This is a genomic window from Hominisplanchenecus sp. (genome assembly GCF_046967715.1).
Lineage (GTDB): Bacteria > Bacillota > Clostridia > Lachnospirales > Lachnospiraceae > Hominisplanchenecus > Hominisplanchenecus faecis.
In genome coordinates, this window is the sequence record NZ_JBKVNQ010000029.1 from 11,864 (window position 1) to 34,924 (window position 23,061).

At 44.4% G+C, this 23,061-nt stretch carries 22 protein-coding genes, 1 pseudogene and 1 other annotated feature; of the genes and pseudogenes, 1 reads left to right on the forward strand and 22 read right to left on the reverse strand.

Annotated elements, in window-relative coordinates:
* Position 1 precedes the first annotated feature (1 nt).
* The 16 genes and pseudogenes from alaS to thiE all read right to left on the reverse strand — a co-directional run bounded on the left by alaS (position 2) and on the right by thiE (position 15,179).
* Positions 2-2,641 (reverse strand): alanine--tRNA ligase, encoded by a 2,640-nt coding sequence (alaS, locus tag ACLTL4_RS05890; RefSeq protein WP_412290462.1) that lies wholly within the window; start codon positions 2,639-2,641, stop codon positions 2-4.
* A 20-nt stretch (positions 2,642-2,661) separates the two neighbouring features.
* Positions 2,662-2,811, reverse strand: a complete 150-nt coding sequence (locus ACLTL4_RS05895; protein WP_022118830.1) for a hypothetical protein — start codon at positions 2,809-2,811, stop codon at positions 2,662-2,664.
* 31 nt (positions 2,812-2,842) lie between these two features.
* Complete coding sequence (gene tyrS, locus ACLTL4_RS05900) at positions 2,843-4,075, reverse strand: tyrosine--tRNA ligase (protein ID WP_147631114.1); 1,233 nt, start codon at positions 4,073-4,075, stop codon at positions 2,843-2,845.
* 72 nt (positions 4,076-4,147) lie between these two features.
* Positions 4,148-4,459: a binding site (T-box leader), on the reverse strand.
* Between the two features lie 157 nt (positions 4,460-4,616).
* Entirely contained in the window at positions 4,617-5,264 is a 648-nt protein-coding gene (locus ACLTL4_RS05905) for a hypothetical protein (RefSeq protein ID WP_173865546.1), read from the reverse strand.
* Between the two features lie 19 nt (positions 5,265-5,283).
* On the reverse strand, positions 5,284-5,847 hold the full coding sequence (locus ACLTL4_RS05910; RefSeq protein WP_412290465.1) for a hypothetical protein: 564 nt from the start codon (positions 5,845-5,847) through the stop codon (positions 5,284-5,286).
* Positions 5,832-6,077, reverse strand: a complete 246-nt coding sequence (locus tag ACLTL4_RS05915; protein WP_412290467.1) for a hypothetical protein — start codon at positions 6,075-6,077, stop codon at positions 5,832-5,834. Before ACLTL4_RS05915 ends, ACLTL4_RS05910 begins: the two co-directional genes overlap by 16 nt.
* A complete protein-coding gene (locus tag ACLTL4_RS05920) occupies positions 6,064-7,239 on the reverse strand; it encodes a M56 family metallopeptidase (RefSeq protein ID WP_412290469.1) in 1,176 nt (391 codons plus the stop codon). Before ACLTL4_RS05920 ends, ACLTL4_RS05915 begins: the two co-directional genes overlap by 14 nt.
* A gap of 3 nt (positions 7,240-7,242) precedes the next feature.
* Positions 7,243-7,623 (reverse strand): BlaI/MecI/CopY family transcriptional regulator, encoded by a 381-nt coding sequence (locus ACLTL4_RS05925; protein ID WP_215658844.1) that lies wholly within the window; start codon positions 7,621-7,623, stop codon positions 7,243-7,245.
* Between the two features lie 618 nt (positions 7,624-8,241).
* A complete protein-coding gene (locus tag ACLTL4_RS05930) occupies positions 8,242-9,525 on the reverse strand; it encodes a polysaccharide ABC transporter ATP-binding protein (RefSeq protein WP_412290471.1) in 1,284 nt (427 codons plus the stop codon).
* Positions 9,526-9,596: 71 nt separating this feature from the next.
* The gene (locus tag ACLTL4_RS05935) at positions 9,597-10,463 is read right to left on the reverse strand and encodes an ABC transporter permease (RefSeq protein ID WP_412290473.1); all 867 of its coding nucleotides are present in this window, start codon (positions 10,461-10,463) and stop codon (positions 9,597-9,599) included.
* Positions 10,464-10,466: 3 nt separating this feature from the next.
* Entirely contained in the window at positions 10,467-10,940 is a 474-nt protein-coding gene (gene rnhA / locus ACLTL4_RS05940) for a ribonuclease HI (protein WP_147631111.1), read from the reverse strand.
* A gap of 130 nt (positions 10,941-11,070) precedes the next feature.
* Positions 11,071-12,129: pseudogene (locus tag ACLTL4_RS05945) on the reverse strand (3-deoxy-7-phosphoheptulonate synthase); the annotation flags it as partial.
* 157 nt (positions 12,130-12,286) lie between these two features.
* On the reverse strand, positions 12,287-13,126 hold the full coding sequence (gene thiM, locus ACLTL4_RS05950; RefSeq protein ID WP_412290474.1) for a hydroxyethylthiazole kinase: 840 nt from the start codon (positions 13,124-13,126) through the stop codon (positions 12,287-12,289).
* Positions 13,127-13,666, reverse strand: coding sequence for an energy coupling factor transporter S component ThiW (gene thiW, locus ACLTL4_RS05955; protein WP_173865557.1), 540 nt, complete (start codon positions 13,664-13,666; stop codon positions 13,127-13,129).
* Between the two features lie 31 nt (positions 13,667-13,697).
* A complete protein-coding gene (gene thiD / locus ACLTL4_RS05960; protein ID WP_412320327.1) occupies positions 13,698-14,492 on the reverse strand; it encodes a bifunctional hydroxymethylpyrimidine kinase/phosphomethylpyrimidine kinase in 795 nt (264 codons plus the stop codon).
* A gap of 48 nt (positions 14,493-14,540) precedes the next feature.
* Positions 14,541-15,179, reverse strand: coding sequence for a thiamine phosphate synthase (gene thiE, locus ACLTL4_RS05965; RefSeq protein WP_250842266.1), 639 nt, complete (start codon positions 15,177-15,179; stop codon positions 14,541-14,543).
* 346 nt (positions 15,180-15,525) lie between these two features.
* Here thiE and ACLTL4_RS05970 point away from each other — a divergent pair, with 346 nt between their 5' ends.
* Positions 15,526-16,002: a bifunctional precorrin-2 dehydrogenase/sirohydrochlorin ferrochelatase gene (locus tag ACLTL4_RS05970; protein ID WP_147631108.1), complete on the forward strand. Its 477-nt coding sequence runs from the start codon at positions 15,526-15,528 to the stop codon at positions 16,000-16,002.
* Positions 16,003-16,054: 52 nt separating this feature from the next.
* On the opposite strand, the gene xerD is transcribed toward ACLTL4_RS05970, so the two are convergent.
* From xerD to ACLTL4_RS06000, 6 genes are all read right to left on the reverse strand, one after another.
* On the reverse strand, positions 16,055-16,942 hold the full coding sequence (gene xerD / locus ACLTL4_RS05975; protein WP_022118901.1) for a site-specific tyrosine recombinase XerD: 888 nt from the start codon (positions 16,940-16,942) through the stop codon (positions 16,055-16,057).
* Positions 16,943-17,242: 300 nt separating this feature from the next.
* A complete protein-coding gene (locus ACLTL4_RS05980; RefSeq protein ID WP_173865541.1) occupies positions 17,243-17,836 on the reverse strand; it encodes a hypothetical protein in 594 nt (197 codons plus the stop codon).
* Positions 17,837-18,115: 279 nt separating this feature from the next.
* On the reverse strand, positions 18,116-19,669 hold the full coding sequence (gene rny, locus ACLTL4_RS05985) for a ribonuclease Y (RefSeq protein WP_022118903.1): 1,554 nt from the start codon (positions 19,667-19,669) through the stop codon (positions 18,116-18,118).
* A 280-nt stretch (positions 19,670-19,949) separates the two neighbouring features.
* Entirely contained in the window at positions 19,950-20,810 is an 861-nt protein-coding gene (locus ACLTL4_RS05990) for a Cof-type HAD-IIB family hydrolase (RefSeq protein ID WP_412320325.1), read from the reverse strand.
* Between the two features lie 89 nt (positions 20,811-20,899).
* Positions 20,900-22,582, reverse strand: a complete 1,683-nt coding sequence (locus tag ACLTL4_RS05995) for a glycoside hydrolase family 13 protein (RefSeq protein WP_173897735.1) — start codon at positions 22,580-22,582, stop codon at positions 20,900-20,902.
* Between the two features lie 24 nt (positions 22,583-22,606).
* A partial coding sequence (locus ACLTL4_RS06000; RefSeq protein ID WP_412320326.1) for a PTS system mannose/fructose/sorbose family transporter subunit IID occupies positions 22,607-23,061 on the reverse strand: 455 nt, incomplete at its 5' end.

Consider the following 23,061-nt stretch of genomic DNA (forward strand, 5'->3'; position numbering starts at 1 on the left):
CTTATTTGATCTGATCTTCCAGAATTCCTGCTACGGCTGCGATTGCTTCCGGGATCTTATCCGGATTTTTGCCGCCGGCCTGTGCCATATTCGGTCTTCCGCCGCCGCCACCGCCGACGATCTGTGCGATGCCTTTGACCAGATTTCCGGCATGGGCACCCTGTTTCATTGCTCCGTCGGTTGCAGTTGCCATCAGGCATACTTTTCCGTCATTTGCAGATGCCAGTACTACGACACCTTCGCCCAGTTTTTCTTTGAGCTGGTCTCCAAGGTCACGCAGTCCGTTCATGTCAACGCCTTCCAGTGCAGCTGCCAGCAATTTCACACCTTTGACCTCGGTAACCTTGTCCATGACATTTCCAAGTGCTCCCTGTGCCATCTTGCTCTTCAGAGCTTCGTTCTCACTGTGCAGGGATTTTACTTCTGCCTGCAGATGCTCGATCTTGTCGCATACTTCATGCGTTCCGGCTTTCAGAAGGGCTGCTGCTTTTGCCAGCTGTTCTTCTACATTTCTATAATATGCAAATACACCCTGACCGGTCAGTGCTTCGATACGTCTTACACCGGATGCAACACCTGCCTCGGATACGATCTTGAATGCCTGGATCTCGCCGGTATTTGCCACATGGGTACCGCCGCAGAGCTCGATGGAGAAGTCTCCCATGGATACAACACGTACGTTTTCGGAATATTTTTCCCCAAACAGTGCCATTGCTCCTGTTTTCTTGGCTTCGTCGATGTTCATGATTTTTGTCACAACCGGAAGGTTTGCCTGGATTTCTTTATTTACCAGTGCTTCTGTCTTTGCGATCTCTTCTGCTGTCATGGCTTCGAAATGTGTGAAGTCAAAACGCAGTCTGTCCGGAGTTACCAGGGAACCTTTCTGTTCTACATGGTTTCCGAGTACTGTTTTGAGTGCTTTCTGCAGCAGATGCGTTGCACTGTGGTTCTTGCAGGTATCTGCTCTTTCTTCCGGTGCAACTTCCAGTGTCACTTTGTCGCCGACTTTGAACATGCCCTTTGTCACATATCCGACATGTCCGATCTTGCCGCCCAGCAGTTTGATCGTTTCTTTTACTTTGAACTCAGCATCTGCGGTGCGGATCACACCGGTATCGCCTTCCTGTCCGCCCATGGTTGCATAGAACGGTGTCTGTTCTACGAAGATTGTTGCCTTGTCTCCGTCAGAAACGGCATCTACAACTTCTGTCTCCGTTGTAAGTACGGTGATGTCAGATTCATAAGAAAGCTTATCATATCCCACAAATTCGGATGTGATGGATGGATCGATCTCATCGTAAACGGTTGCATCTTTTCCCATGTAGTTGGATACTTTTCGTGAAGTTCTGGCTTTGACTCTCTGCTCTTCCATTGCAGCTTTGAAGCCGTCCTCATCGATGCTGTATCCTTTCTCTTCCAGGATTTCTTTTGTCAGATCCAGCGGGAATCCATACGTATCATACAGCATAAATGCATTTGCTCCGGAAAGTACTTTCTCGCCTTTTCCTTTCATTTCTTCTTCCATAGCGTTTAAGATGTCCAGCCCCTGATCAATGGTCTTGCCGAATTTTTCTTCTTCTTTGGTCAGCACATTAAAAATGAACTCTTTCTTTTCTTCCAGTTCCGGATATCCGTCTTTGGAACCTTCGATGACAGTCTCACTCAGTCTGCTTAAGAAATTGCCTTCGATGCCAAGCATCTTTCCGTGGCGTGCCGCACGGCGGATCAGACGGCGCAGTACATAGCCGCGTCCTTCGTTTGACGGCATGATACCATCGGAGATCATAAAGGTAGCAGAACGGATATGGTCCGTGATCAGACGGATGGATACGTCTTTCGCATCATCCTGCTGATATTTTACATTTGCAAATTCACACACTTTGTTGCGAAGTGCCTGCAGAGTATCTACATCAAAAATAGAATCAACATCCTGAACAACAACGGCCAGACGTTCCAGCCCCATACCAGTATCGATGTTCTTCTGCTTCAGCTCGCTATAATTGCCTTTTCCGTCGTTCTCAAACTGGGTGAACACGTTATTCCATACTTCCATGTAACGGTCGCACTCACATCCGACGGTGCATCCCGGTTTGCCGCAGCCGTATTTCTCACCGCGGTCATAGTAAATCTCAGAACACGGACCGCAAGGACCTGCACCATGCTCCCAGAAGTTGTCTTCTTTTCCAAAACGGAAGATACGCTCCGGTGCAATGCCGATCTCTTTGTTCCAGATCTCGAACGCTTCCTCATCGTTCTCGTAAATAGACGGATACAGTCTTTCCGGATCCAGTCCGACTACCTGGGTCAAAAACTCCCAGGACCAGGCGATCGCTTCGTGTTTGAAATAATCGCCGAAAGAGAAGTTACCCAACATTTCAAAGAAGGTACCATGTCTTGCTGTCTTACCTACATTCTCGATATCGCCTGTACGGATACATTTCTGGCAGGTTGTAACACGTGTTCTTGGCGGCTTTTCTGCTCCCGTAAAGTATGGTTTCAGAGGTGCCATACCAGAATTGATAATCAGAAGACTGTTATCATTGTGCGGAACCAGTGAAAAGCTCTTCATTGCCAGATGTCCCTTGCTCTCGAAAAATTCAAGGAACATTTTTCTAAGTTCGTTTACTCCATATGCTTTCACAACAAATCCTCCTGTGTGATCTAAATCTGTTTTTCAGGCTGTATTTCTGCCTGCATTTTTGCGTCCTTGCGGTCACGCAGCACTTTTCCGAGGCGGATTCCGCCATAGGATACACCTGCAAGGATCAGCATTTCTACAATGCTTGTGATAAAGGTTGTCAGTATTGCCATATTGCCACCTCCTGTGCTTTTTGCACGTGCTTTAGTCAGCTTTTATCTGATGATAGCCTTTCTTGCCTTTTTTGATCAGGAGAACGCCGTCTTCATCAAAATCTGCACTGGTAAATACTTTTGCAAAATCCGTTACTTTTACATCATTGACAGAAACACCGCCCTGTGTTACCAGTCTTCTTGCTTCCGAACGGTTCTTTGCAAGTTTGGTATCCACCAGAAGTGTCAGGATATCTTTGCCTTCTTCCAGCTCTGCTGCCGGGTAAGAAGTGGTCGGGATATCTGCGGTCTTTCCGCCCTGTACAAACAGTGCTCTTGCAGCAGTCTGTGCTTTCTCTGCTTCTTCTTCGCCATGTACGATCTTTGTGATCTCGTATGCCAGTACTTCTTTTGCCTTGTTGATCTCTGCACCTTCCAGTGCACCCAGTCTTCTTACTTCTTCCATCGGAAGGAATGTCAGAAGGCCTAAGCATTCTTCTACTTTGACATCTTCGATGTTTCTCCAGTACTGGTAGAATTCGTACGGGGAAGTCTTCTCCGGGTCCAGCCATACTGCACCCTTCATGGTCTTGCCCATCTTGATGCCCTCGCTGGTGGTCAGCAGCTTGAAGGTCAGGCCGTAAGCCGGTTTCTGTTCTTTTCTTCGGATCAGGTCAACACCGCCCAGAATGTTGGACCACTGGTCGTTTCCGCCAAGCTCCATCTGGCAGCCGTACAGCTGGTTCAGTTTCAGGAAATCGTAGGACTGCATCAGCATGTAGTTGAACTCGAAGAACGTCAGTCCTCTTTCCATTCTCTGTTTGTAGCACTCTGCAGTCAGCATTTTGTTGACTGAGAAATGTACCCCGATTTCACGCAGGAATTCTACATAATTCAGATCCAGCAGCCAGTCTGCATTGTTTGCGATGATCGCCTTGTCATTGTCAAAATCGATGAATCTGGAAAGCTGTTCATGGAAACGCTTTGCATTGTAATCGATCTTTTCTTTTGTCATCATATTTCGCATATCGGATTTGCCGGACGGGTCACCGATCATTGTGGTTCCGCCGCCAAGCAGGGCGATCGGTCTGTGACCTGCTCTCTGCATGTGCATCATTGCCATGATCGTCAGGAAATGTCCTGCGGTCAGGCTGTCTGCGGTTGCATCAAATCCAATGTAAAATGTTACCTTTTCTTTGCCCAGAAGCTCTCTGATCTCTGCTTCGTGCGTTGTCTGCTCAATAAATCCTCTTTCTTTCAGGACGTCAAATACGTTCTGTTCCATCGTTTGATTCCTCCTTAGACTTTTTGTTTTCCAAGGGCGTAAAAGCGTAGAAAGCCCTCGCCCTTCTTATACGAAAAGGACGAGAGCTGAAATCTCGTGTTACCACCTTTATTCACAGCCGGCTCACACCAGACTGCCTCAGTAAGTACTGCCATCGGAATCCTTTCATGTAAAATCCTTTTGCTGTTCTTCGCAATTTTTTACCTATCCACAGCAATACTTTAACGTTGTTAACGGATGTCACTCCGCTGCAGCCTACTTACACTTCTGTGTTCGGTGCAGAGCTCCGGAATGTATTCGCAGGAACCGCATCTGTGCCTCTCACCGGCCGGCAACTCTCTGTTGTGCAGTTGTTCTGTTACTTCTTTCCTTCACAGCCTTTGCCTCATTTTTATGTCTCATGCGGATGTCAGAAAGATTCTGTTTTTCTCCCGTACTTCCACAATTTTGACATTATCCTCATTATAATAAGTGGGTTTTCATTTGTCAAGACTGCTTTCCGGTGTTCGCCCGGTTCCTGCGGTTTCTCATTTCTTTTTTATTATTGATTTTGAAAATTCTGCTCTTTTACAAGTTTATCTTTCAGATTTTCAAAATAAGTGTCCCATTCTTCCTGTGCTTCTTCTGAGGAAGAATCTACCGCTTTCTCATTATACTCATCATTTAACGCTGACACATAATTCTGGATCGGCAGCTGTTTCTGGTATACGGTAAATTCATATGCCCAGTAATCATCCTCCGAATCAAACTGGTCGATCACGTCTTGAATATCTTCGCTGTTGTCCACGCTTTCGAGCTGTAGCTTCATATCTTCTATATATGCCTGCACCTGCTCATCCGTCACAGAATAGCCGTTTTTGACTGCCGCTGCGTAAAGTGCATTGTACTGCTTGATCTCTTTATCCGCATCTTTCGCCGCCTGCCCGTCATCTTCACTTTTTAATTTATAAAAAGATTTGACCTGCTCGTATTCTTTCATCGTGATTGAGACATCTTTTCCGACTGCATAGAGCGGTTCGTCGTCTGCACTCTGTGTGTTTATTTTTTCTTCATCTGCCGACTGTTTTAAAATTTCACCCCAAAGTGCCGAAACCGATTTTCCCTGATTTCCTGCATAAACTGCCGAAACAGAAAGAACTGCCACCAGAGCTGCGGCTGCGATACCCGCTGCAAGTTTTCTTTTTTTCATATAGATCCAACCTTTCCTACTATTTTGTTTTGAGTGCAAATGATATAGAACCAGAATATGTAGGTATAACTGCTCCTGTACAGCATACCCAAAACGGATAATTCACTTTCGCTTTTGTAGCTCTTTTATACTTTTTACTACCAGTATTAACGTACGAATCATATCTATTCCACTTTGATCCATCATATATACCTGCTTCTTTTGTCCACGTACTAAATGTTTTTATCGTTGTTCCATCCGATTTCAAGTGTTTTGAATTACCCATTTTCATATATGGAACTGTTGTCGCCCCTGCAACATTCATCATATAAGTTTTAGTTCTCCTGTTAAATACATTTCGTTTTCCATTATAGGTATAATACTCTCTATATGTAACTTCCACGCTACACGATGCATGTCCTCCTTCTGGTATAGAAAACCAATACGAATGATCGAATGTTCCACTCAGCTGCGAAGCAGCTTGCGAATTCATACCTATTTGTCCAAACATTATAACTCCTACTAAAACTAAAATCCCTAATACTTTTTTTAACTTATTCAACGTCATTCTCCTTTCTAAAGCCATTTTTACATATCTTTCCACGCTGGATCTTCCCATCTATTTTTTGTTTTATTCCACCTCCTTTTCTGGCGTTTTCCATTTACTGTTCGATACTTTGTTATAATCGTATCCGTAACTCTCGCCTCAGCAGTATTTTCAACATAAATTTGATTCAGTTCCCCATTACTTAATGCCGCACTATAACTCCCTGTCTGTATGCTGAAAGCAAGTACTGCAATCAGTAATAAACTTTCTGCTTTACTTTTCTTCATTTTCTTTTACCTCGAATCCATTTTCCTGCATTTCTTTCACTTCCTCTGAAGAAAGTTCTTCTTTTTCAATTTTTCCACGAATCTCACTTTTATGAATAGTATAATATTTTTCACCTTCTTTCAAAATATATGTATTCTTCGTTGTCATCTCTTCAATTCCTTCCCCTGTTATAATTTCTTCTTCCGCTGGATAATATGCTGGTGTTATCATAATTACATAGGAAAAAATCATCATTATCAAAAACATAGCAAGACATTTCATTTTTTGACTTTTCTTTGTTTTATTTTTTCGATTTTTATAAATAATTTCAAACCTTTCCTTTAATTCTTTTCCGTTTCGATTTGTCAACTGAACTCCATATAAAATACCACTGTTGTTCTTTTTTTCTATATTTTTTAAAGCTTTGACAATAGTCTCCAAATATGTTATCTGCTCTATCTGCTCAAGATTTTCTGTCACAGTCAGGTCACACCGAATCTCAAGATTCTTTTCTAACATATCCTGCATTTTATAAACTAATGGATTCCACCAGCACAGGCAACGACAAATCTGTGTTAACCATTTTATGTATAAATCTCCATTAGCAAAATGAGTGCACTCGTGAAGTAAAATGTAGTATAATTCTTCCTCTGAATATTCACATTTAGGCAAGTAAATGTTCAATCGGAATATTCCTTCTGCACATGGAATCGCAATGGCTGAATTCCGATACACTGATATTTTCTTTTTTATCTTTTTTTTCAGTTTTATTTGTTCAATGACAGGCTCACACATTTCATCTATCACTGAACATTTTTGAAACAGTCGATGCATTTGTCGATATTCCGTAAAATATCTCAACATTAAAATAATCGCTATCGCACTCCAAAAAATAACAATTCCATTCGCTATAGTAAAATCTACCCCTAAAAAACTATGCTCTTCAAGACCTAAAACATTATTAACGACCGGAAAAACTCCTTTTGATATTGGAATCCCTATTGATGGTTGAAAATCAACAGGAAATAACATTCGAATAACTCCCAATAAATAAAATATCAGTATTATTTGAATTCCTTTTCTGCTTGTATATGCCTTTTTCTTTTCCATCACAAAAACAACGGAAATAAAAATGATATTCCACAAAATCGCCATAGATAAAGAAGCAATATCCAATCTCATATCTTACTGTCCTTCTTTTAATTTCTGAATAATTTCTTCCAGTTCCGATATTGTTTGTTCAATATCCGCATTTTCTTTTGCCAAAGCCACCATCACCTGTTTCGTTGAACTTTTTCCTTCACTTTTTTTCATGATAAGCTTTGCAAGATACTCTTCTCTTGTCAAAGTCGGCATCAATTTTCTTGCATATTGTCGTCCATATTGTTTCATGCCACATTCTTTCAAATACCCATTTTGAATAAGAGAACGTAAAATGTTATGAACAAGTCCGTTTGTCCATGTTGCTTTCACCCTCATTTCAACAATGTCTACACTGGTTAACATTTTTTTACTATCCCAAAAAATATCCATCATCTGTCCTTCACTTTTTGTAAGCTCTTTCATTTTTTCTCGCTTTCATTCATTTAGTTTATTATTAATTTAAATTATTTACTGTGGTTTTATTTTAATTTTTTTAATTTCATTTGTCAAGTTTAAAAATACCAATATTCTTCTATAAATAAGCATTTTAATAATTTTGTACAAAAAAGGCATCTTATTTTCATGAATTATATGACAAAAGTAATAAAACAAATATTTACAACAATCATAAAAAAGGTGTCTCTTGCAATTACAATACATTATTTTTATTTATATAACCTGTTTAAGCATTTAAACTTATGCAAATTTTAGTCAGGTCAACTGATAACAAAAAGAATCTTTAATTACAACGCTATCTATAAAAAATAAAAACTCCATATCATCTGTGTTTAATTTATTTGAAAAAATAAAACTAACAGAAAAATGGTGCTTGATCTAACAACCAAACACCACTTTGAACTTAGAAATAGTACTAAATGTAATCTGTTTTGAAATAACAGTTGTCCAGTTTCAAACCGATACTATCTATTCTATTTTTTCTGCAACCATCTCATCAGCAACTTGTCTGATAATTTTCCCCAACAAAAAATCGTTATAACATCAACTCTCACTGATATTATAACGATTTCCTTTTTGCTTCTTCTACTTTCTTTCACATTTTTCGATTTTCAGATCCGGATAAACGGTATAGCCCCATTCTTTTGCATTGCGGTTCAGGCTGTACTGTCCAAATGCATCTTCTGTAATCTCAAACGCAAAGGCATGTTCCAGCCAGGCATGCCGCCACTGTCTGCCGCCGCCCATCGGCTCCACGGCCGCCAGCTCTGCCACATATTCTCCTTTTGTAAGGCTTGTGGTATCAAAGTGAATCCCCACGCCTGCTGAAGTATTTTTTGCAAACGCCCCAATTCCTTCGGAAACGGATGTGCCCACTGCCTGGCCGTCCGTACTGTGGATGGTACAGCGAAGATGCAGATCTGCAATTGCTTCCTGCACTCGAAACGCCACGGAAAATCCGATTCCTTCTTTTGCCGTTACCTGATTGCTGTTTTTGATATCAAGGCTTGTAAACTGCATTTTTCCGGTGGTCCTGCGGTCATTTGCCTCTGCTTCATAAGTATAGTGTAATTTCATCTGCACAACATCACCCAGATATTTTGCGATCGCCTCTTCCGGTTCACCGTCAAAAACAAGATGTCCTTTCTCCAGGACAATGCAGCGGTTGCAGAGTGTGCGGATGGTTTCCATATTGTGGGATACATAGAGAATGGTTTTCTGCTCATCGTTTGAGAGCTGTGTCATTTTATCCAGACATTTCTTCTGAAAATGCATATCGCCGACCGCCAGCACTTCATCCATCAAAAGCAGTTCGGAATTTAAATGTGCCGCTACAGCAAATGCCAGTTTCACGTACATCCCGCTGGAATAACGTTTGACCGGAGTATCGATAAATTCTTCACATTCGGAAAATGCAATGATCTGATCGATACAGGCTTCGATCTCCTGTCGTTTCATTCCAAGGATGGCTCCGTTCAGATAAATATTCTCCCGCCCGGTCAGTTCTCCGTGAAACCCGGTTCCTACTTCGAGCATACTGGAAATCCTTCCCTTTACGCCGATGGCTCCTTCGGTGGGTGCCGTCACACGTGCCAGCAGTTTAAACAGTGTTGATTTTCCGGCACCATTTGCACCGATCACACCGATCCGTTCTCCTCTGTGCACATCAAAGGAAACATCTTCCAGTGCATAAAAACACTCTTTTGATGTATATTCTCTGCGTCCGATCCGCTGATTTGGATCGGGTTTCCCACGTTTTCTTGCCCACCAGCTCTGGAGATCCCTCTGAAGTGTCCCCCGTCCGATCACGCCAAGCCGATATTCTTTTGAGAGATGGCGGATACGGATCACAACTTCTTTTTCTTCCATTTCTTTTCCCTTTCTGAGCACAGGCATAAATGCTACTCGCTGTACGCCTGGCAATTTTCCATGCTATGATGCTAAACGGTATCCATAAAATTTCGCTGTGTTTTATTGAACATCACCGTTCCGACAAACAAAATCAGCAGGATGATCCCCAGCCCGATCATCAGGTTCGGTATGGAAACAATGCCGCTTCCAAGCCAGCCATAACGGAAACATTCCACAATGTACGCAACCGGGTTCAGACTAAGCAATATTCTCCATTTTCCCGGAATCTGTGAAAGCGGATAAACAATCGGACTGGCATACATCCACAGCTGAATCCCAAATCCGACCAACACCTGAAGATCGCGGTATTTTGCCGTCAGGGATGCCAGGATCATTCCGGTGCCGATTGCGAGCAATGCCAGCATCACAAGCAAGACCGGTGTCATCAGACACAGCCAGGTGATTCTTACTTGATCGCTTCCAAGGCTGCAAAACAACAGGATCAGAAACAGCAGGAACTGTGCACCGAATGTGATCAGTTTAGAGACAGCGGATGATGCCGGAACAACAATCCTTGGAAAATATACTTTTCCAAACAGTCCGGCATTACCAATAAAGGTACTCGATGCCGCACTTAAGCAGCTTGAAAAATAGTTCCACAGAATATTGCCTGCCATATAAAACAGAAATGCAGGCGTCCCATCGGTGGATATTCCGGCGATTCTGCCAAAGATCAGACTGAACATCCCCGTTGTCAAAAGCGGGCTTAACAATATCCACGCCGGGCCCAAAATGGTCTGTTTGTACATCGTTTTGAAATCTCTCCGCACAAACAGAAACAGCAGATCCCGGTATTCCCAAAGTTCTTTTATTGGAAAATGAAATGCCGAAGCATAAGGGCGTATCTCCATCGTCCAGTCGTCTGATCCAAGATCGACTTTTTCTGCCTGTCTCATAATTTATACTCCCTCATCCACAATGAGATCCGTTCCGTCTGCCGCCGTGGTCGCAAGGGTATCGCAACGTTCGTTTTCCGGGTGTCCGTCATGTCCTTTTACCCAGATAAAAGTCACCTGATGCGGCTCCTTTGCTTTCAGCAGGCGTTTCCAGAGATCTGTATTTTTAACAGGTTCATTTTTGCCTCGTTTCCAGCCTTTTTTCAGCCAGCCGTCAATCCAGTGTTGATTAAAGGCATCGGTCAGATATTTGGAGTCCGAATAAAGCTGCACTTCGCACGGTCTGGTCAGCTTTTCCAGACCGGTGATCGCTGCCATCAGCTCCATGCGGTTGTTGGTCGTCCGTACATATCCCTGGCTGTATTCCCGCTCATGCAGCACACCTTTGCTGTCGATATATTGCAGGATCGTTCCGTAACCGCCCGGTCCGTCCGGGTTTCCTCTTGCTGCACCATCTGTAAAAATTTTTACAAACATCTTTTCCTCCTACTAAAATACTTTTCTAAGATAAGGTCACAGAAAGCCGCCAATCCCCGGGACGGCGGCTTTCTTTTCATAGACCTGGGATATCAGGAATCTATCCTTTCCCAGTCCTCTTACATACTCTTTAGCAAAGATCATAAATAGAGTAGATCAGTTTCTCGGAATCATCCCATCCAAGGCATGGGTCTGTGATGGATTTGCCGTAGATGTGCGGTACACATCCGATCTTCTGATTTCCACCTTCGATGTAACTTTCGATCATCACACCTTTTACCAGTGTTTTGATGTGTGGATTCAGGTTGCGGCTGTGAAGCACTTCGTTCACGATACGAACCTGTTCTGCATACTGTTTGTTGGAGTTGGAGTGGTTTGCATCCACAACAACAGCCGGGTTTTTGAGATTTCTCTCTTTATAGAGACGGTCTACTAGGTTCAGGTCTTCATAGTGGTAGTTCGGGATGCAGTTGCCGTGTTTGTTTACAGCTCCACGTAAAATGGTATGTGCCAGTTCGTTTCCGGTTGTCTTCACTTCCCAGGAACGGTAAATAAAGCTGTGGCTGCACTGTGCTGCAACAACAGAGTTGAGCATAACGCTTAAGTCGCCGCTGGTCGGGTTCTTCATACCGGCCGGTACGTCCATGCCGCTGACTACCAGACGATGCTGCTGGTCTTCTACAGAACGTGCTCCAATCGCTACATAAGAAAGCAGATCAGATAAGTATCTGTAGTTTTCCGGGTACAGCATTTCATCTGCTGCGGTAAGACCGGTCTGCTCGATTGCATGAATATGCATTTTACGGATTGCCAGAAGTCCTGCCAGCAGGTCCGGTTTTTTCTCCGGGTCCGGCTGATGCATCATTCCTTTATATCCTTCACCTGTTGTACGCGGTTTGTTTGTATAAATACGTGGGATCAGGATCAGCTTGTCGCCGACTTTTTCATTTACTTTTGCCAGGCGGCCTGCATAATCCAGAACTGCCTCTTCATTATCTGCAGAACAAGGTCCGATGATCACCAGGAATTTATCGGATTCTCCGGTAAACACCTTGCGGATCTCCTCATCTCTTGCTTTTTTGATTGCTGCCAGTTCTTCTGACAGAGGATATTTTTCTCTGATCTCCTGCGGAGTCGGTAATTTTTTGATAAATTCGAAACTCATGTCATTCTCCTCATCTGTTTCATTCTAAATTCAGCTTTCGTGCCTGCTTTTTAAAAGCAGGAATTCTATTTTCCTCTGATACCGAAAGCAGACTTTTCCACGAAACGATATCCACGAAAACAATTCCAGTCTATTATATCACAACTTGTATAAATATCCACCCTGTTTTATTCGCTAAAAATTATGGAATTATGATCTTATTCTTTAAAAATATTTCGTTTTGTGATGAAGTAAGCGAAATTGTGTCTATAAATTGTAGGCGAAAGGTCATCGTTCCACCCTGTGCCTGAGCTGTTTTTTCTGCCGCAAGCTCCCCTGCCAGACCGACAAATGCACAACACGCCGCCACACTTTCCAGCGAATTTTCGATTGAAAGAAAGGCTCCTAAAAGTGCCGAAGACATACACCCACTGCCTGTGATCCTTGCCATCAGCGGATCGCCGTTCTTACAGTACCACAGACGTTCGCCGTCCGTCAGAATGTCCGTCTCTCCGGATGCCCACAGAAACAGTCTGTTCTGTCTGGCAAATTCCTGCATTGCCTGTGTATCGATCTGCTGCTGCATGGCATCCACCCCGACAACCGTTCTGTCATTTTTGATCAGTGCCGCAATCTCCGAATAATTCCCTCGGATGCAGTTCGCCCCGGCTTTTTTTATCAGCTCAATACATTTTGTCCTGCGGTAAGTGGAGCCGGATACACCGACCGGATCGATCACGATCGGATGCCCCAGTTTTTTTGCTGTCACTGCCGCTTCTTCCATTGCCATGTAATCTGCGATTGCCCCGAAATTACAGACCAGTGCATCACACCCTGCCGCAATTTCGGCAGCTTCCTGCGGATGATGTGCCATGGTCGGGGACGCACCGGCTGCCAGCAGAATGTTGGCACAGTCATTGACGGTCACTGCATTGGTGATGCACTGCACCAGCGGACGCCTGTTTTGTATTTCCTGATGCAGCGAAGCAATCTTTTCTGCAAAAATTCCGGTATTTTTCTGATCTGAAACCTCCATCCGCATCTACACTTCTCCGTTCTGCAGCTTAGCAAGCACACCCATTTTCGCCATTGAAACGGTGATCACAGCTGCCAGGACCGTACCGCCGCAGGTACTGACAAGGAACGGCACAACAAATGTAAACAGTGCTGCACTTTGATTTCCCATGATCAGAGATGCCACCGGATAAGAAAGCATACCGCCGATGATGCCCGTTCCAAACACTTCTCCGATGTAGGCAAACGGCAGTTTTTTCCCATAGCGATACAGAAGTCCGCCAAGCAGTGCCCCGCACATGCTTCCAGGGAATGCCAGCGGGCTTCCAAGCCCGGTCAGATTGCGGATCAGTGCCGCTAAAAATGCCTGTCCAAGTCCCCACCACGGTCCGACTGTCACTGCACACAGAACGTTGACCAGATGCTGCACGGGTGCACATTTTGACCCGAATATAGGGAAGGAAAACATACTGCCGACCACTGCGATTGCCGTAAACAGAGCCGTCAGTGTCAGCTTTTCAATCCTGCTCCTGCTGTTGTATTTCTCGTTGTATGAATGATTATTCATCTTATTATTTTTCTTTTTTGCGTTATCCATGTTACCACTCTTCCTTTATCGCAAATCCATGATTCATCGGACCGCTGCCAGATCCAAGATCCAGCATCGCTGCCAGTGCCCCGGAAATATAGCGTTTTGCCGCCTCGACCGAAGTTTCCAGATCTCTGCCCTTCGCAAGATTGGATGCGATTGCAGAAGAAAGCGTACATCCGGTTCCGTGCGTGTTTGGATTGTCGATCCGCACTCCATGAAACCACACCGGCTTCTTATCCTTCTGCCAGAGCAGATCGCTGGCATCGTTTTTCTGATGACCGCCCTTTAGAAGAACGGAGCATCCATACCGTGTTCCGATCACTTCTGCTGCTTTTTCCATATCCTGCACTGTCTCGATCTCTATATCCGCCAGCACTTCTGCCTCTGGAATGTTCGGCGTGATCACCGTTGCCAGCGGGAACAGCTTTTCTTTTAACGTCTCGATGGCCTCCTCACTGATCAGTCTTGCTCCGCTTGTAGAAACCATGACCGGATCGACCACGATATTTTCCGCCTGATACTCCGTCAGTTTCCCGGCGATTGTCCGGATCAGAGCTGCGGAGGCAACCATACCGGTCTTTACCGCATCCGGCCGAATATCTGTAAAAATGCAGTCCAGCTGCTCTGCCAGAAACTGCGGTGTCACTTCCATAATATCTGCTACTTTTGTGGTATTCTGTGCCGTCAGTGCCGTGATCGCACTCATCGCATACACACCGTTTGCCATCATTGTCTTGATGTCCGCCTGGATACCGGCTCCGCCGCCAGAATCGCTTCCGGCGATTGTAAGTGCTGTTTTCATTTTCATATGCATTCCTCTTTCTGTTTCAGGTGAATTTGCTTTTATCTTTTATTCACAGATCCTGTCTGCTTTCTCTCGCAGATCTTCTGCCGCTTTTTTGATATCTTCACAGGCAAACAGACCACTCACCACTGCCACACCTGCCATTTTCCTGCCTTTCAGCAAAAGAATGTTGCCGCCGTCAATGCCTCCGATTGCCACCACCGGGATCTTTACGCTCTCGCAGATCTCCTGTAAAAGTGCATGGTCCATCGGTTTTGCATCTTTTTTGGTGCTGGTTCCAAACACGGCTCCGCTGCCAAGATAATCTGCCCCGGCCGCTTCCGCTGCCTTTGCCTGCTCCACCGTTTTTGCCGTCACACCGATGATCTTTTCCTTTCCAAGGATGGCTCTCGCCTTTTCCACCCCCATGTCCGACTGACCGATGTGCACGCCGTCCGCCCCGACTTTTGCCGCCAGTGCCACGTTGTCATTGATGATCAGATTTACGTTGTATTTATGGCAAAGCTCCAGCAGTTCTTTTGCCTCCTGCTCAAAATCCGCTTCCGAAAGTTCCTTTTCCCGCAGCTGCACCAAAGTCACGCCGCCTTTTAATGCCTTTTCCACCTGTTCATACAGGGTTTCTCCATGAAGCCAGCTGCGGTCTGTCACTGCATAGAGTCTTAAACTTTTTTTTGTAAAATTCACGCCATCGCCTCCTGATTTTTCTGCTACTCCGTTTCATTTTATACCGCAGTCTTCCTTTCTGTCCACAGAATTTTCCGCAAAAAACTTTGACCAGTACTTTTTTTTATTATATAATGATGCCAGGGTTAAAAGATCAAAATGTCGTTCTTGCTTGCAAGATAAGACATTTGATCTTGGAACCCGCTAAACATGAGGAAGCAGCGATTCACGCAGTAAATACGCGAATTCCGAATGTTTACAGAATTGCGAGAGTTACATTTGTAACGGAGCAATTCGCAGGCATCATCTATAAGATCATGATATACAAAGATCAAAATGCCCATATTATGTAACACAGGAGTAGAACATGTCAAACGATAAAAAACCTTATTTTCCGCTTTTTGTAGATTTAAATGAGAAACAGATCGTCGTAGTCGGTGCCGGAACGATCGCCAAGAGACGCATCCGCACACTGGTTTCTTTTACCAACCATCTCACAGTCATTGCACCGGAAGTCAATCGGGAGCTTCTGGATATGGAGAAAGCCGGGATGCTCAGGATCAAAAGAAAAAACTACGAACGCGAAGATATTTATGATGCCGATTATGTGATTGCTGCCACAAACGACCATCAGATCAATTCAGACATCTACAGTGCATGCAAATGCATGGGGATCACCGTAAATGTCTGTAGTGATAAAACAAAATGTGATTTTTATTTTCCGGGCATCGTGCAGAACGGCAACGTTGTCGTCGGCGTGACCGCCAGCGGCTCCGACCATAAAGAAGCCCGCAAAACCGTCGAAAAGATTCGCAGCATTTTCCCGGAAGAAGAATTAAAATAATTTCCGATATCCATTACTATCTGTAACTTTCTGTTTATGGCTCATCCAGGCATTAATCTGCCCGCGGATGTGCCTTCTTATAGGAAGCTCTGACTTTTCCTGCTGCCATCTCCATATAGATCTGCGTTGTCGAGATGTCCGAGTGGCCCAGCATCTCCTGCACATCGCGAAGGTCGGCCCCGTTTTCCACCAGATGTGCCGCAAAACTGTGACGGAAGGTGTGCGGCGTAATATCTTCTTCAATCCCGGCTTTCCTTGCATACTCTTTCAGATTTTTCCAGAATCCCTGTCTGCTCATTGAATTTCCCTGACAGTTCACAAACAGATAATTTCCTTTTTTTCCGCAAAGCAGCCTGTCTCTTGCTTCTTTCAGATAAAATTTCAGTGCTTCTTTTGCTTTTCCGCCAAGCGGGATCACCCGCAAACGCTCTGCATCACGGCAGACAACATACTCCAGGCTGAAATTGACATCTTCCATCTGCACTGCAATCAGCTCCGACACCCGCATTCCGGTTGCATATAAAAGCTCCAGCATCGCTTTGTCACGGATGCCTTTGGCTGTGTTTCGTGACGGCTGCTCCAAAAGCCGTGTCACCTGCTCCTGTGTCAGCACGCCCGGCACCCGCTTCTCGATATGCGGTGCCTTGATTGTTCTGGTCGGATCTTTCTCGATCAGCCTGCGTCCGAATGCATAGTGAAAATATGCCTTCATGGATGCCACATTTCTGGATACAGTTGAAATCGAAAATCCCTCTTTCTCCAGATAAAGGATGTAAGAATTCAGACTGATCGGCGTGACATCATCCGTCTTTTTGATGCCTTTTCCGTCGAGAAACTGAAACATTCTTTCCAGATCCCGGCAGTAAGAAGACACAGTACTTTTGGATGCATTCCGCTCATTTGTCAGATATGTAATAAAATCCGGCATTACCTGTTCCATCGTTTCCCTCCCTGTTGCATAAAATCTCTGTTTTTGTGATGTGCTTCTCAAAAAATGCCATTCAGACTGTTCCGTTCTTTGCACTCACATGGCACTCTGCGTTCACATAAACCACAATGCAAGGTCACAAAAACACTAAATTCCAATCTATTCCATATTTCCAAGTATAATCATTTTTTTGTTGCTTGCAAATAGGGAAAAATGCCGAAATTTTGGGGTTTTTTGTTCCTACAACATCCTGATTCTCCCTTTGTTTTTCTACCAGATATAGTGATTATTTTACATAACTTTGCTGTTCTTTTAGTAAACAATTCTTAAAATCATCTGAACAAGCCCGGAGCCTGCGTAACTTTCCGTCAAAATTCCCAAAAAAAGTACCGACAAAGCCACAAAAAAGCACAGAAAATACCGCCTGTTGTTCTTCCCTGCCGTCCCGATCTTCCGAAGATACGCAAACTGTCTGCTTTTTTTGTCTGCTTCTTCCATCATCCACAGAAACAGCGGCACATAAATCAGGATCTGCGGCACCTGAAATAAAAGTCCCAGTCCGATCCCGGCAATCCCCATACCGGCAAACGCCTGTGCCAGAAATAAAGTCCCGATCAGGCCCCAGACTGCCGGAAACAGATAAATACAGAATCTTCCCACCGTGCTGAATCCGAGTGCCCACAAAAGCAGCAGCCATTTCCCCCTCTCTTTTGCCACGATCAGCATCAGTTTTCTGCGATCAATATCCAGATAGGCATATTCTTTTAAATAGTACGGACTGAAAATCCCGGCTGCACCGTTGCCGGTTCTGCATTTTACTGCAAGAAAAATCCCCGCCAGAATCCCTGTCAGCATCGATATCGCACAGAAAAGAAGAAATTTTTGATCCGGCTTTTTCAATCGCATGATCTGCACCCTGCTTTCACTGTTTTATAGCTTCTCCGTTCCGGTCGATACAAAGCCATTGTCCGTGGAACATTCAAGAATGCCTTCGGCCTCCTTGCGAAGCGTTTATCTTTCCTTCTACTTTATACAGTACGCTGCATGTTTTATGCCTGAAACTGAGCAAAACTGCTTCCTTCATTGCAAAACAACTTCAAGTCAAACACATGCAGAATCTGATGCAATCAGCACAAAAAAATCCCGCAAACCATATCGCTATGGTATGCGGGGTATGTTTAAATGCTATTTTGCGTAATCAACCGCTCGGCTTTCACGGATCACGCTGACTTTAATCTGTCCAGGATATTCCAGCTCTGCCTCGATCTGTTTTGCAACATCTCTTGCCAGAAGAACCATATCAGCATCGCTGACCTGTTCCGGAACTACCATGATACGAATCTCTCGTCCTGCCTGGATAGCAAACGATTTGTCTACTCCCTTGAAGGAGTTGGTAATATCTTCTAACTGTTTCAAACGATTTGTGTAAGTCTCAAGTGTCTCTCTTCTCGCACCCGGTCTTGCTGCTGAAATCGTATCAGCTGCCTGAACGATGCATGCGATCAGACTCTCAGGTTCTACATCTCCGTGATGTGCTTCCACCGCATTGATGACAAGCGGAGATTCTTTGTATTTCTTACAAAGATCTGCACCAATCTGGATATGGGAACCTTCAACCTCATGGTCGATGGATTTTCCGATATCATGCAGAAGTCCGGCACGTTTTGCCATGCGGACATCCACACCGATCTCACCTGCCAGAAGTCCGGAAAGCTGTGCCACCTCGATGGAATGTTTCAGTGCATTCTGTCCATAACTGGTACGGAACTTCATACGTCCAAGGAGACGCACCAGCTCCGGATGGATGCCGTGCACACCAACTTCAAGTGTTGCTGCTTCACCTTCCTCACGGATCATGTTCTCTACTTCTTTCTGTGCTTTCTCAACCATCTCCTCGATCCTTGCCGGATGAATCCTGCCATCTACGATCAGTTTTTCGAGGGCGATACGAGCCACCTCACGGCGGATCGGATCAAAGCCGGATAAGATCACTGCTTCCGGAGTATCATCGATGATCAGATCCACACCCGTCATGGTTTCCAGTGTACGGATGTTTCTGCCTTCTCGTCCGATGATCCTTCCTTTCATTTCGTCATTCGGAAGCTGTACTACAGAGATCGTAGTCTCTGCAACATGATCTGCCGCACATTTCTGAATGGCATTGACCACATATTCTTTGGCTTTCTTGCCGGCTTCCTCTTTTGCTCTGCTCTCAAGCTCTTTATAAAGCTTGGCAGTGTCATGTTTTACTTCATCTTCAACCGTTTTTAAAAGATATTCTTTCGCCTGCTCGGAGGTCAATCCTGAAATTCTTTCAAGTTCCTGTACTCTCTGTTCTGTCAGCTTTTCCACTTCATTGCTTCTCTTTTTGATTTCCTCTTCCTTTGCCGCTAAGCCTGTCTCTCTTCTTTCGATTGCGTCCGCTTTTTTGTCCACTGCTTCTTCTTTGGACAGTACACGTTTTTCGTAACGCTGCAGCTCTGCTCTACGTTCCTTTGTTTCCCTTTCCAGTTCATTCTTGGTTTTCAAGGATTCCTCTTTCACTTCGAGCAGTGCTTCCCGTTTCTTTGTCTCTGCAACCTTTAAGGCGTCATCTACAATCTGTCTTGCCTTCTCGTCGGCATTGCCGATCTTTGTCTCTACCACTTTCTTGCGGTAAGAGATCGCTACGACAGCTGTAACAGGGACGGCGATGATGAGAGTCACCAGAACAGCAATAGCAATTACTACTGGGCCCACAGGAGCACCTCCTTATAGAATTTTCAAGTAACGGACGGATTTAAAGCATCTGTAACTGCTTTATCTTCACAGCTGCAATGTTTCTTTAAATGCCTTTTGTTACTCGCATTGTACAAGTACAACATATTAATTTTACATTGCTTTGTGCATATTGTCAAGTAATTGTGAAGTGCTTTATCCTATTTTGCATCAACAATTCGCTTCTGCATTTACCGGACGATTTTCAGTTTCGCAAGTGCCCGGTAAATGCCCGTCGTGATCGTTGTCCGAGGTGTGCTCTTTATAGTTTCAGAAATTTTTCCAGAAATTCTGCGGCTCCGTCGTGGTCATTATCCGCAGCCACAAAATCTGCCTGCTGTTTTACCGGATCTTTTGCATTTTCCATCGCAACGGAAATCCCTGCTTCTTTGAACATCTCCACATCGTTTTCGTTATCCCCGATCGCAATGATCTGCTCTTTTGGAATCGCAAGACGTTCTTTTAAAATGGCAAGTCCTCTGCCTTTATTTATCCCTTCCGCTGTAAATTCCGCATTTCCGGCTACTGAGGTTGTCGTGTAGATTCCTTTTACTTTCTGCCATTTTTCCCGGATTTTCTTTGAAAGTAAAACATCCTCAAAAAAGATATTGATCTTTTCTGCTTTTTTCAGGATTTCACTCTGGTCTTCTAATCTTTTCACATACGCGTGGTTTGAAAGCATATATTCTGCAAAATTCCCTTCGATTTCTGCCGTAAGGAAATATTCTCTGTCGAGACTGTCCGCATAGACTTTTCCATCTGAGATAACTTCTGCATAATAACGTGATTCTTTCCCTGCTTTTTCCTGATGCACCCGGTACATTTCCCGCACATCCTTTAAGATCTGTTCTGCCGATCCTTCCGGAAGACATTTTGTATATAATGCACATGTCTTTTTCCAGTCCCAGACAACGGATCCGTTTCCAAGAACCGCATACGAAATTCCCGAAAGATTTTTGATTTTTTCCGGAAGAAGCGGCAATGCCCTTCCCGTAGCGGGAAGGACATGGTGCCCCTGATCCAGACATTTTTGTAGAACAGCACAGGTTCGCTCTGAGATCTGTCCCCTGCTGTTCAAAAGTGTGCCGTCCATATCGACGGCGATCCAATATCTGTCTGTCATAGATTTTGTTCCTTTTCCGCCTGTAATCTAAGATGAAATCGTTTCGTTTTTCGTATATCTTATGTTTTCATCTCTTTACAAGCTGTGTTTCACTGAATTTTCATCATAAATGCTTCGTATGGGCGAAGTGCTTCTGTTAAATCTTTTCGCTCTGCATAGTTTGCGATCTTGACTTCCTGCACTCCTTTCGCATAGGACTTCAAAATTTCTGCCGGAATCGTCTCCTCTGAGAGATTTGCTGCCACCAGCCAACATTCATCTGCTGTTTTGCGAAGATAGGCAAAAATGTGTTCCTCTTCAGCAAGGATCAGCTCGTAGCTGCCTTCTGTCAGAAGTGGTTCCTGATGACGCATCTCGATCAGTTTTTTATAATAATAGAAAATGGAGTCTTTGTCTGCAAGTGCTTCTTTGACATTGATTTCCCTGTAACGGTCAGACAGTGCAAACCATGGCTTTCCGGTTGTAAATCCTGCATTTTCACTGTCATCCCACTGCATCGGGGTTCTGGCATTGTCACGGCTCTTGTTCCAGACTGCCTTTTTGAACTCTTCTTCGGAAATGCTTTTTCCATTTTCCACCAGTTCTTTGTATGCATTTCGCACTTCGATATCTTCATACTCATCAAGCGGAAAATGGACATTTGTCATACCGATTTCCTCACCCTGGTACACATACGGTGTTCCCTGCATTCCATGAAGAACGGTTGCATACGCTTTCGCACATTCCCTGCGGTAAGTGGTATCATTTCCCCAGCGGGAAATAATCCTCGGCTGATCATGATTTTCAAAATACAGAGCATTCCATCCTTGGCCGCTGAGTTTGTCCTGCCAGTTGGACATGACACGTTTCAGTTCTCTCAGGTCAAATGGTTTTAATGCCCACTTGCGGTTGACCGATCCCGGAATGCGGTCGATGTTCATATGCTCAAATGTAAAGATCATATTCAGCTCTTTTCGCTTCGGATCGGTGAAAAGTCTTGCCACTTCCGGTGTGGAACCAGGTGCCTCACCGACAGTCATGCAGTTGTATTTTGAGAGGACTTCCTGATTCATCTCCTGGATAAATTCATGAAGTCTTGGCCCGTTGCTGTGATATTTTCCGGTATAATACTTTCTTCCCGGCTCTGTTTCTTCGTAGTCCGGGAAATTCTGGTCTTTTGAAATGGAAGCGATCACGTCCATACGCCAGCCGTCTGCCCCTTTTTCCATCCAGAATTTCATCAGATCATAAACTTCCTTTCGGACAGTCTCGTTTTCCCAGTTCAGATCCGGCTGTTTTTTGCTGTAGAAATGCAGGTAATACTGTCCGCGTTCTTCACAGTACTCCCAGGCACTTCCGCAGAAACTCGAACCCCAGTTGTTCGGCTCGCTGCCGTCTGCTTTTGGATCTTTCCATATATAATAATCGCTGTATTTGTTATCTTTTGACTTGCGGCTCTCCACAAACCAGGCATGTTCGTCCGAAGTATGGTTTACCACCAGATCCAACACAACTTTGATTTTTCTTTCGTGTGCCTGTCGGATCAGCTCTTCCATATCTTCGTTTGTTCCGAATTTTTCGTAGATGCTGCGATAATCACGGATATCGTATCCGTTGTCATCCTGTGGAGAATCAAATACCGGGCTTAACCAGATCACATCGATTCCCAGTTCTTTCAGATAATCCAGCTTTTCGATGACTCCGCGAAGATCGCCGAAGCCATCTCCGTTCGAGTCCTTAAAGCTTCTTGGATAAATCTGATATACAACAGAATTTTTCCACCAGTCTCTCATTTTTCTTTACTCCTTCTCTTTCCCTTATGCAATTCCAAGTAACGACAATACAATGCCAAGAACGATGACACCGATGATCAGTACGGTGATGCTGACGTTCTTCTTTTTCAGAAGGTAATAGCACAAAAGAGTCAGTCCCAGCGGAACGATTCCAATGAAAATCTGATCCAGCATAGACTGCAGATTCAGAATGGATTCTCCTTGCATACTCAGTTCAAAAGTAGAATTAAAAGTTACCATGCTCGCTGTCATACCGCCAACCATGATCAGACCTACGGTACTTGCAGCTTTTGTAAGAATATTCATCAGACCGCTTGCATAAACTTTCTGGATATATTCGGAACCCAGTTTGTATCCCAGAAAGGTTCCATAATATTTCACAAGAAGGGACGGAATGTTAAACAGCAGTAAGAATACGATCGGTGCCAGAATATTTCCGGTCATACCAAGTCCAACTGCGATACCGGCTGCGATCACGC

Coding starts and splice junctions, on each gene's coding strand:
- ACLTL4_RS05895 (WP_022118830.1), bottom strand. CDS start 2,811: ATGGCAATACTGACAACCTTTATCACAAGCATTGTAGAAATGCTGATC.
- tyrS (WP_147631114.1), bottom strand. CDS start 4,075: ATGGAACAGAACGTATTTGACGTCCTGAAAGAAAGAGGATTTATTGAG.
- ACLTL4_RS05905 (WP_173865546.1), bottom strand. CDS start 5,264: ATGAAAAAAAGAAAACTTGCAGCGGGTATCGCAGCCGCAGCTCTGGTG.
- ACLTL4_RS05915 (WP_412290467.1), bottom strand. CDS start 6,077: ATGAAGAAAAGTAAAGCAGAAAGTTTATTACTGATTGCAGTACTTGCT.
- ACLTL4_RS05920 (WP_412290469.1), bottom strand. CDS start 7,239: ATGAGATTGGATATTGCTTCTTTATCTATGGCGATTTTGTGGAATATC.
- ACLTL4_RS05925 (WP_215658844.1), bottom strand. CDS start 7,623: ATGAAAGAGCTTACAAAAAGTGAAGGACAGATGATGGATATTTTTTGG.
- ACLTL4_RS05930 (WP_412290471.1), bottom strand. CDS start 9,525: ATGGAAGAAAAAGAAGTTGTGATCCGTATCCGCCATCTCTCAAAAGAA.
- ACLTL4_RS05935 (WP_412290473.1), bottom strand. CDS start 10,463: ATGAGACAGGCAGAAAAAGTCGATCTTGGATCAGACGACTGGACGATG.
- rnhA (WP_147631111.1), bottom strand. CDS start 10,940: ATGTTTGTAAAAATTTTTACAGATGGTGCAGCAAGAGGAAACCCGGAC.
- thiM (WP_412290474.1), bottom strand. CDS start 13,126: ATGCGGATGGAGGTTTCAGATCAGAAAAATACCGGAATTTTTGCAGAA.
- thiW (WP_173865557.1), bottom strand. CDS start 13,666: ATGAATAATCATTCATACAACGAGAAATACAACAGCAGGAGCAGGATT.
- thiD (WP_412320327.1), bottom strand. CDS start 14,492: ATGAAAACAGCACTTACAATCGCCGGAAGCGATTCTGGCGGCGGAGCC.
- ACLTL4_RS05970 (WP_147631108.1), top strand. CDS start 15,526: ATGTCAAACGATAAAAAACCTTATTTTCCGCTTTTTGTAGATTTAAAT.
- xerD (WP_022118901.1), bottom strand. CDS start 16,942: ATGGAACAGGTAATGCCGGATTTTATTACATATCTGACAAATGAGCGG.
- ACLTL4_RS05980 (WP_173865541.1), bottom strand. CDS start 17,836: ATGCGATTGAAAAAGCCGGATCAAAAATTTCTTCTTTTCTGTGCGATA.
- ACLTL4_RS05990 (WP_412320325.1), bottom strand. CDS start 20,810: ATGACAGACAGATATTGGATCGCCGTCGATATGGACGGCACACTTTTG.
- ACLTL4_RS05995 (WP_173897735.1), bottom strand. CDS start 22,582: ATGAGAGACTGGTGGAAAAATTCTGTTGTATATCAGATTTATCCAAGA.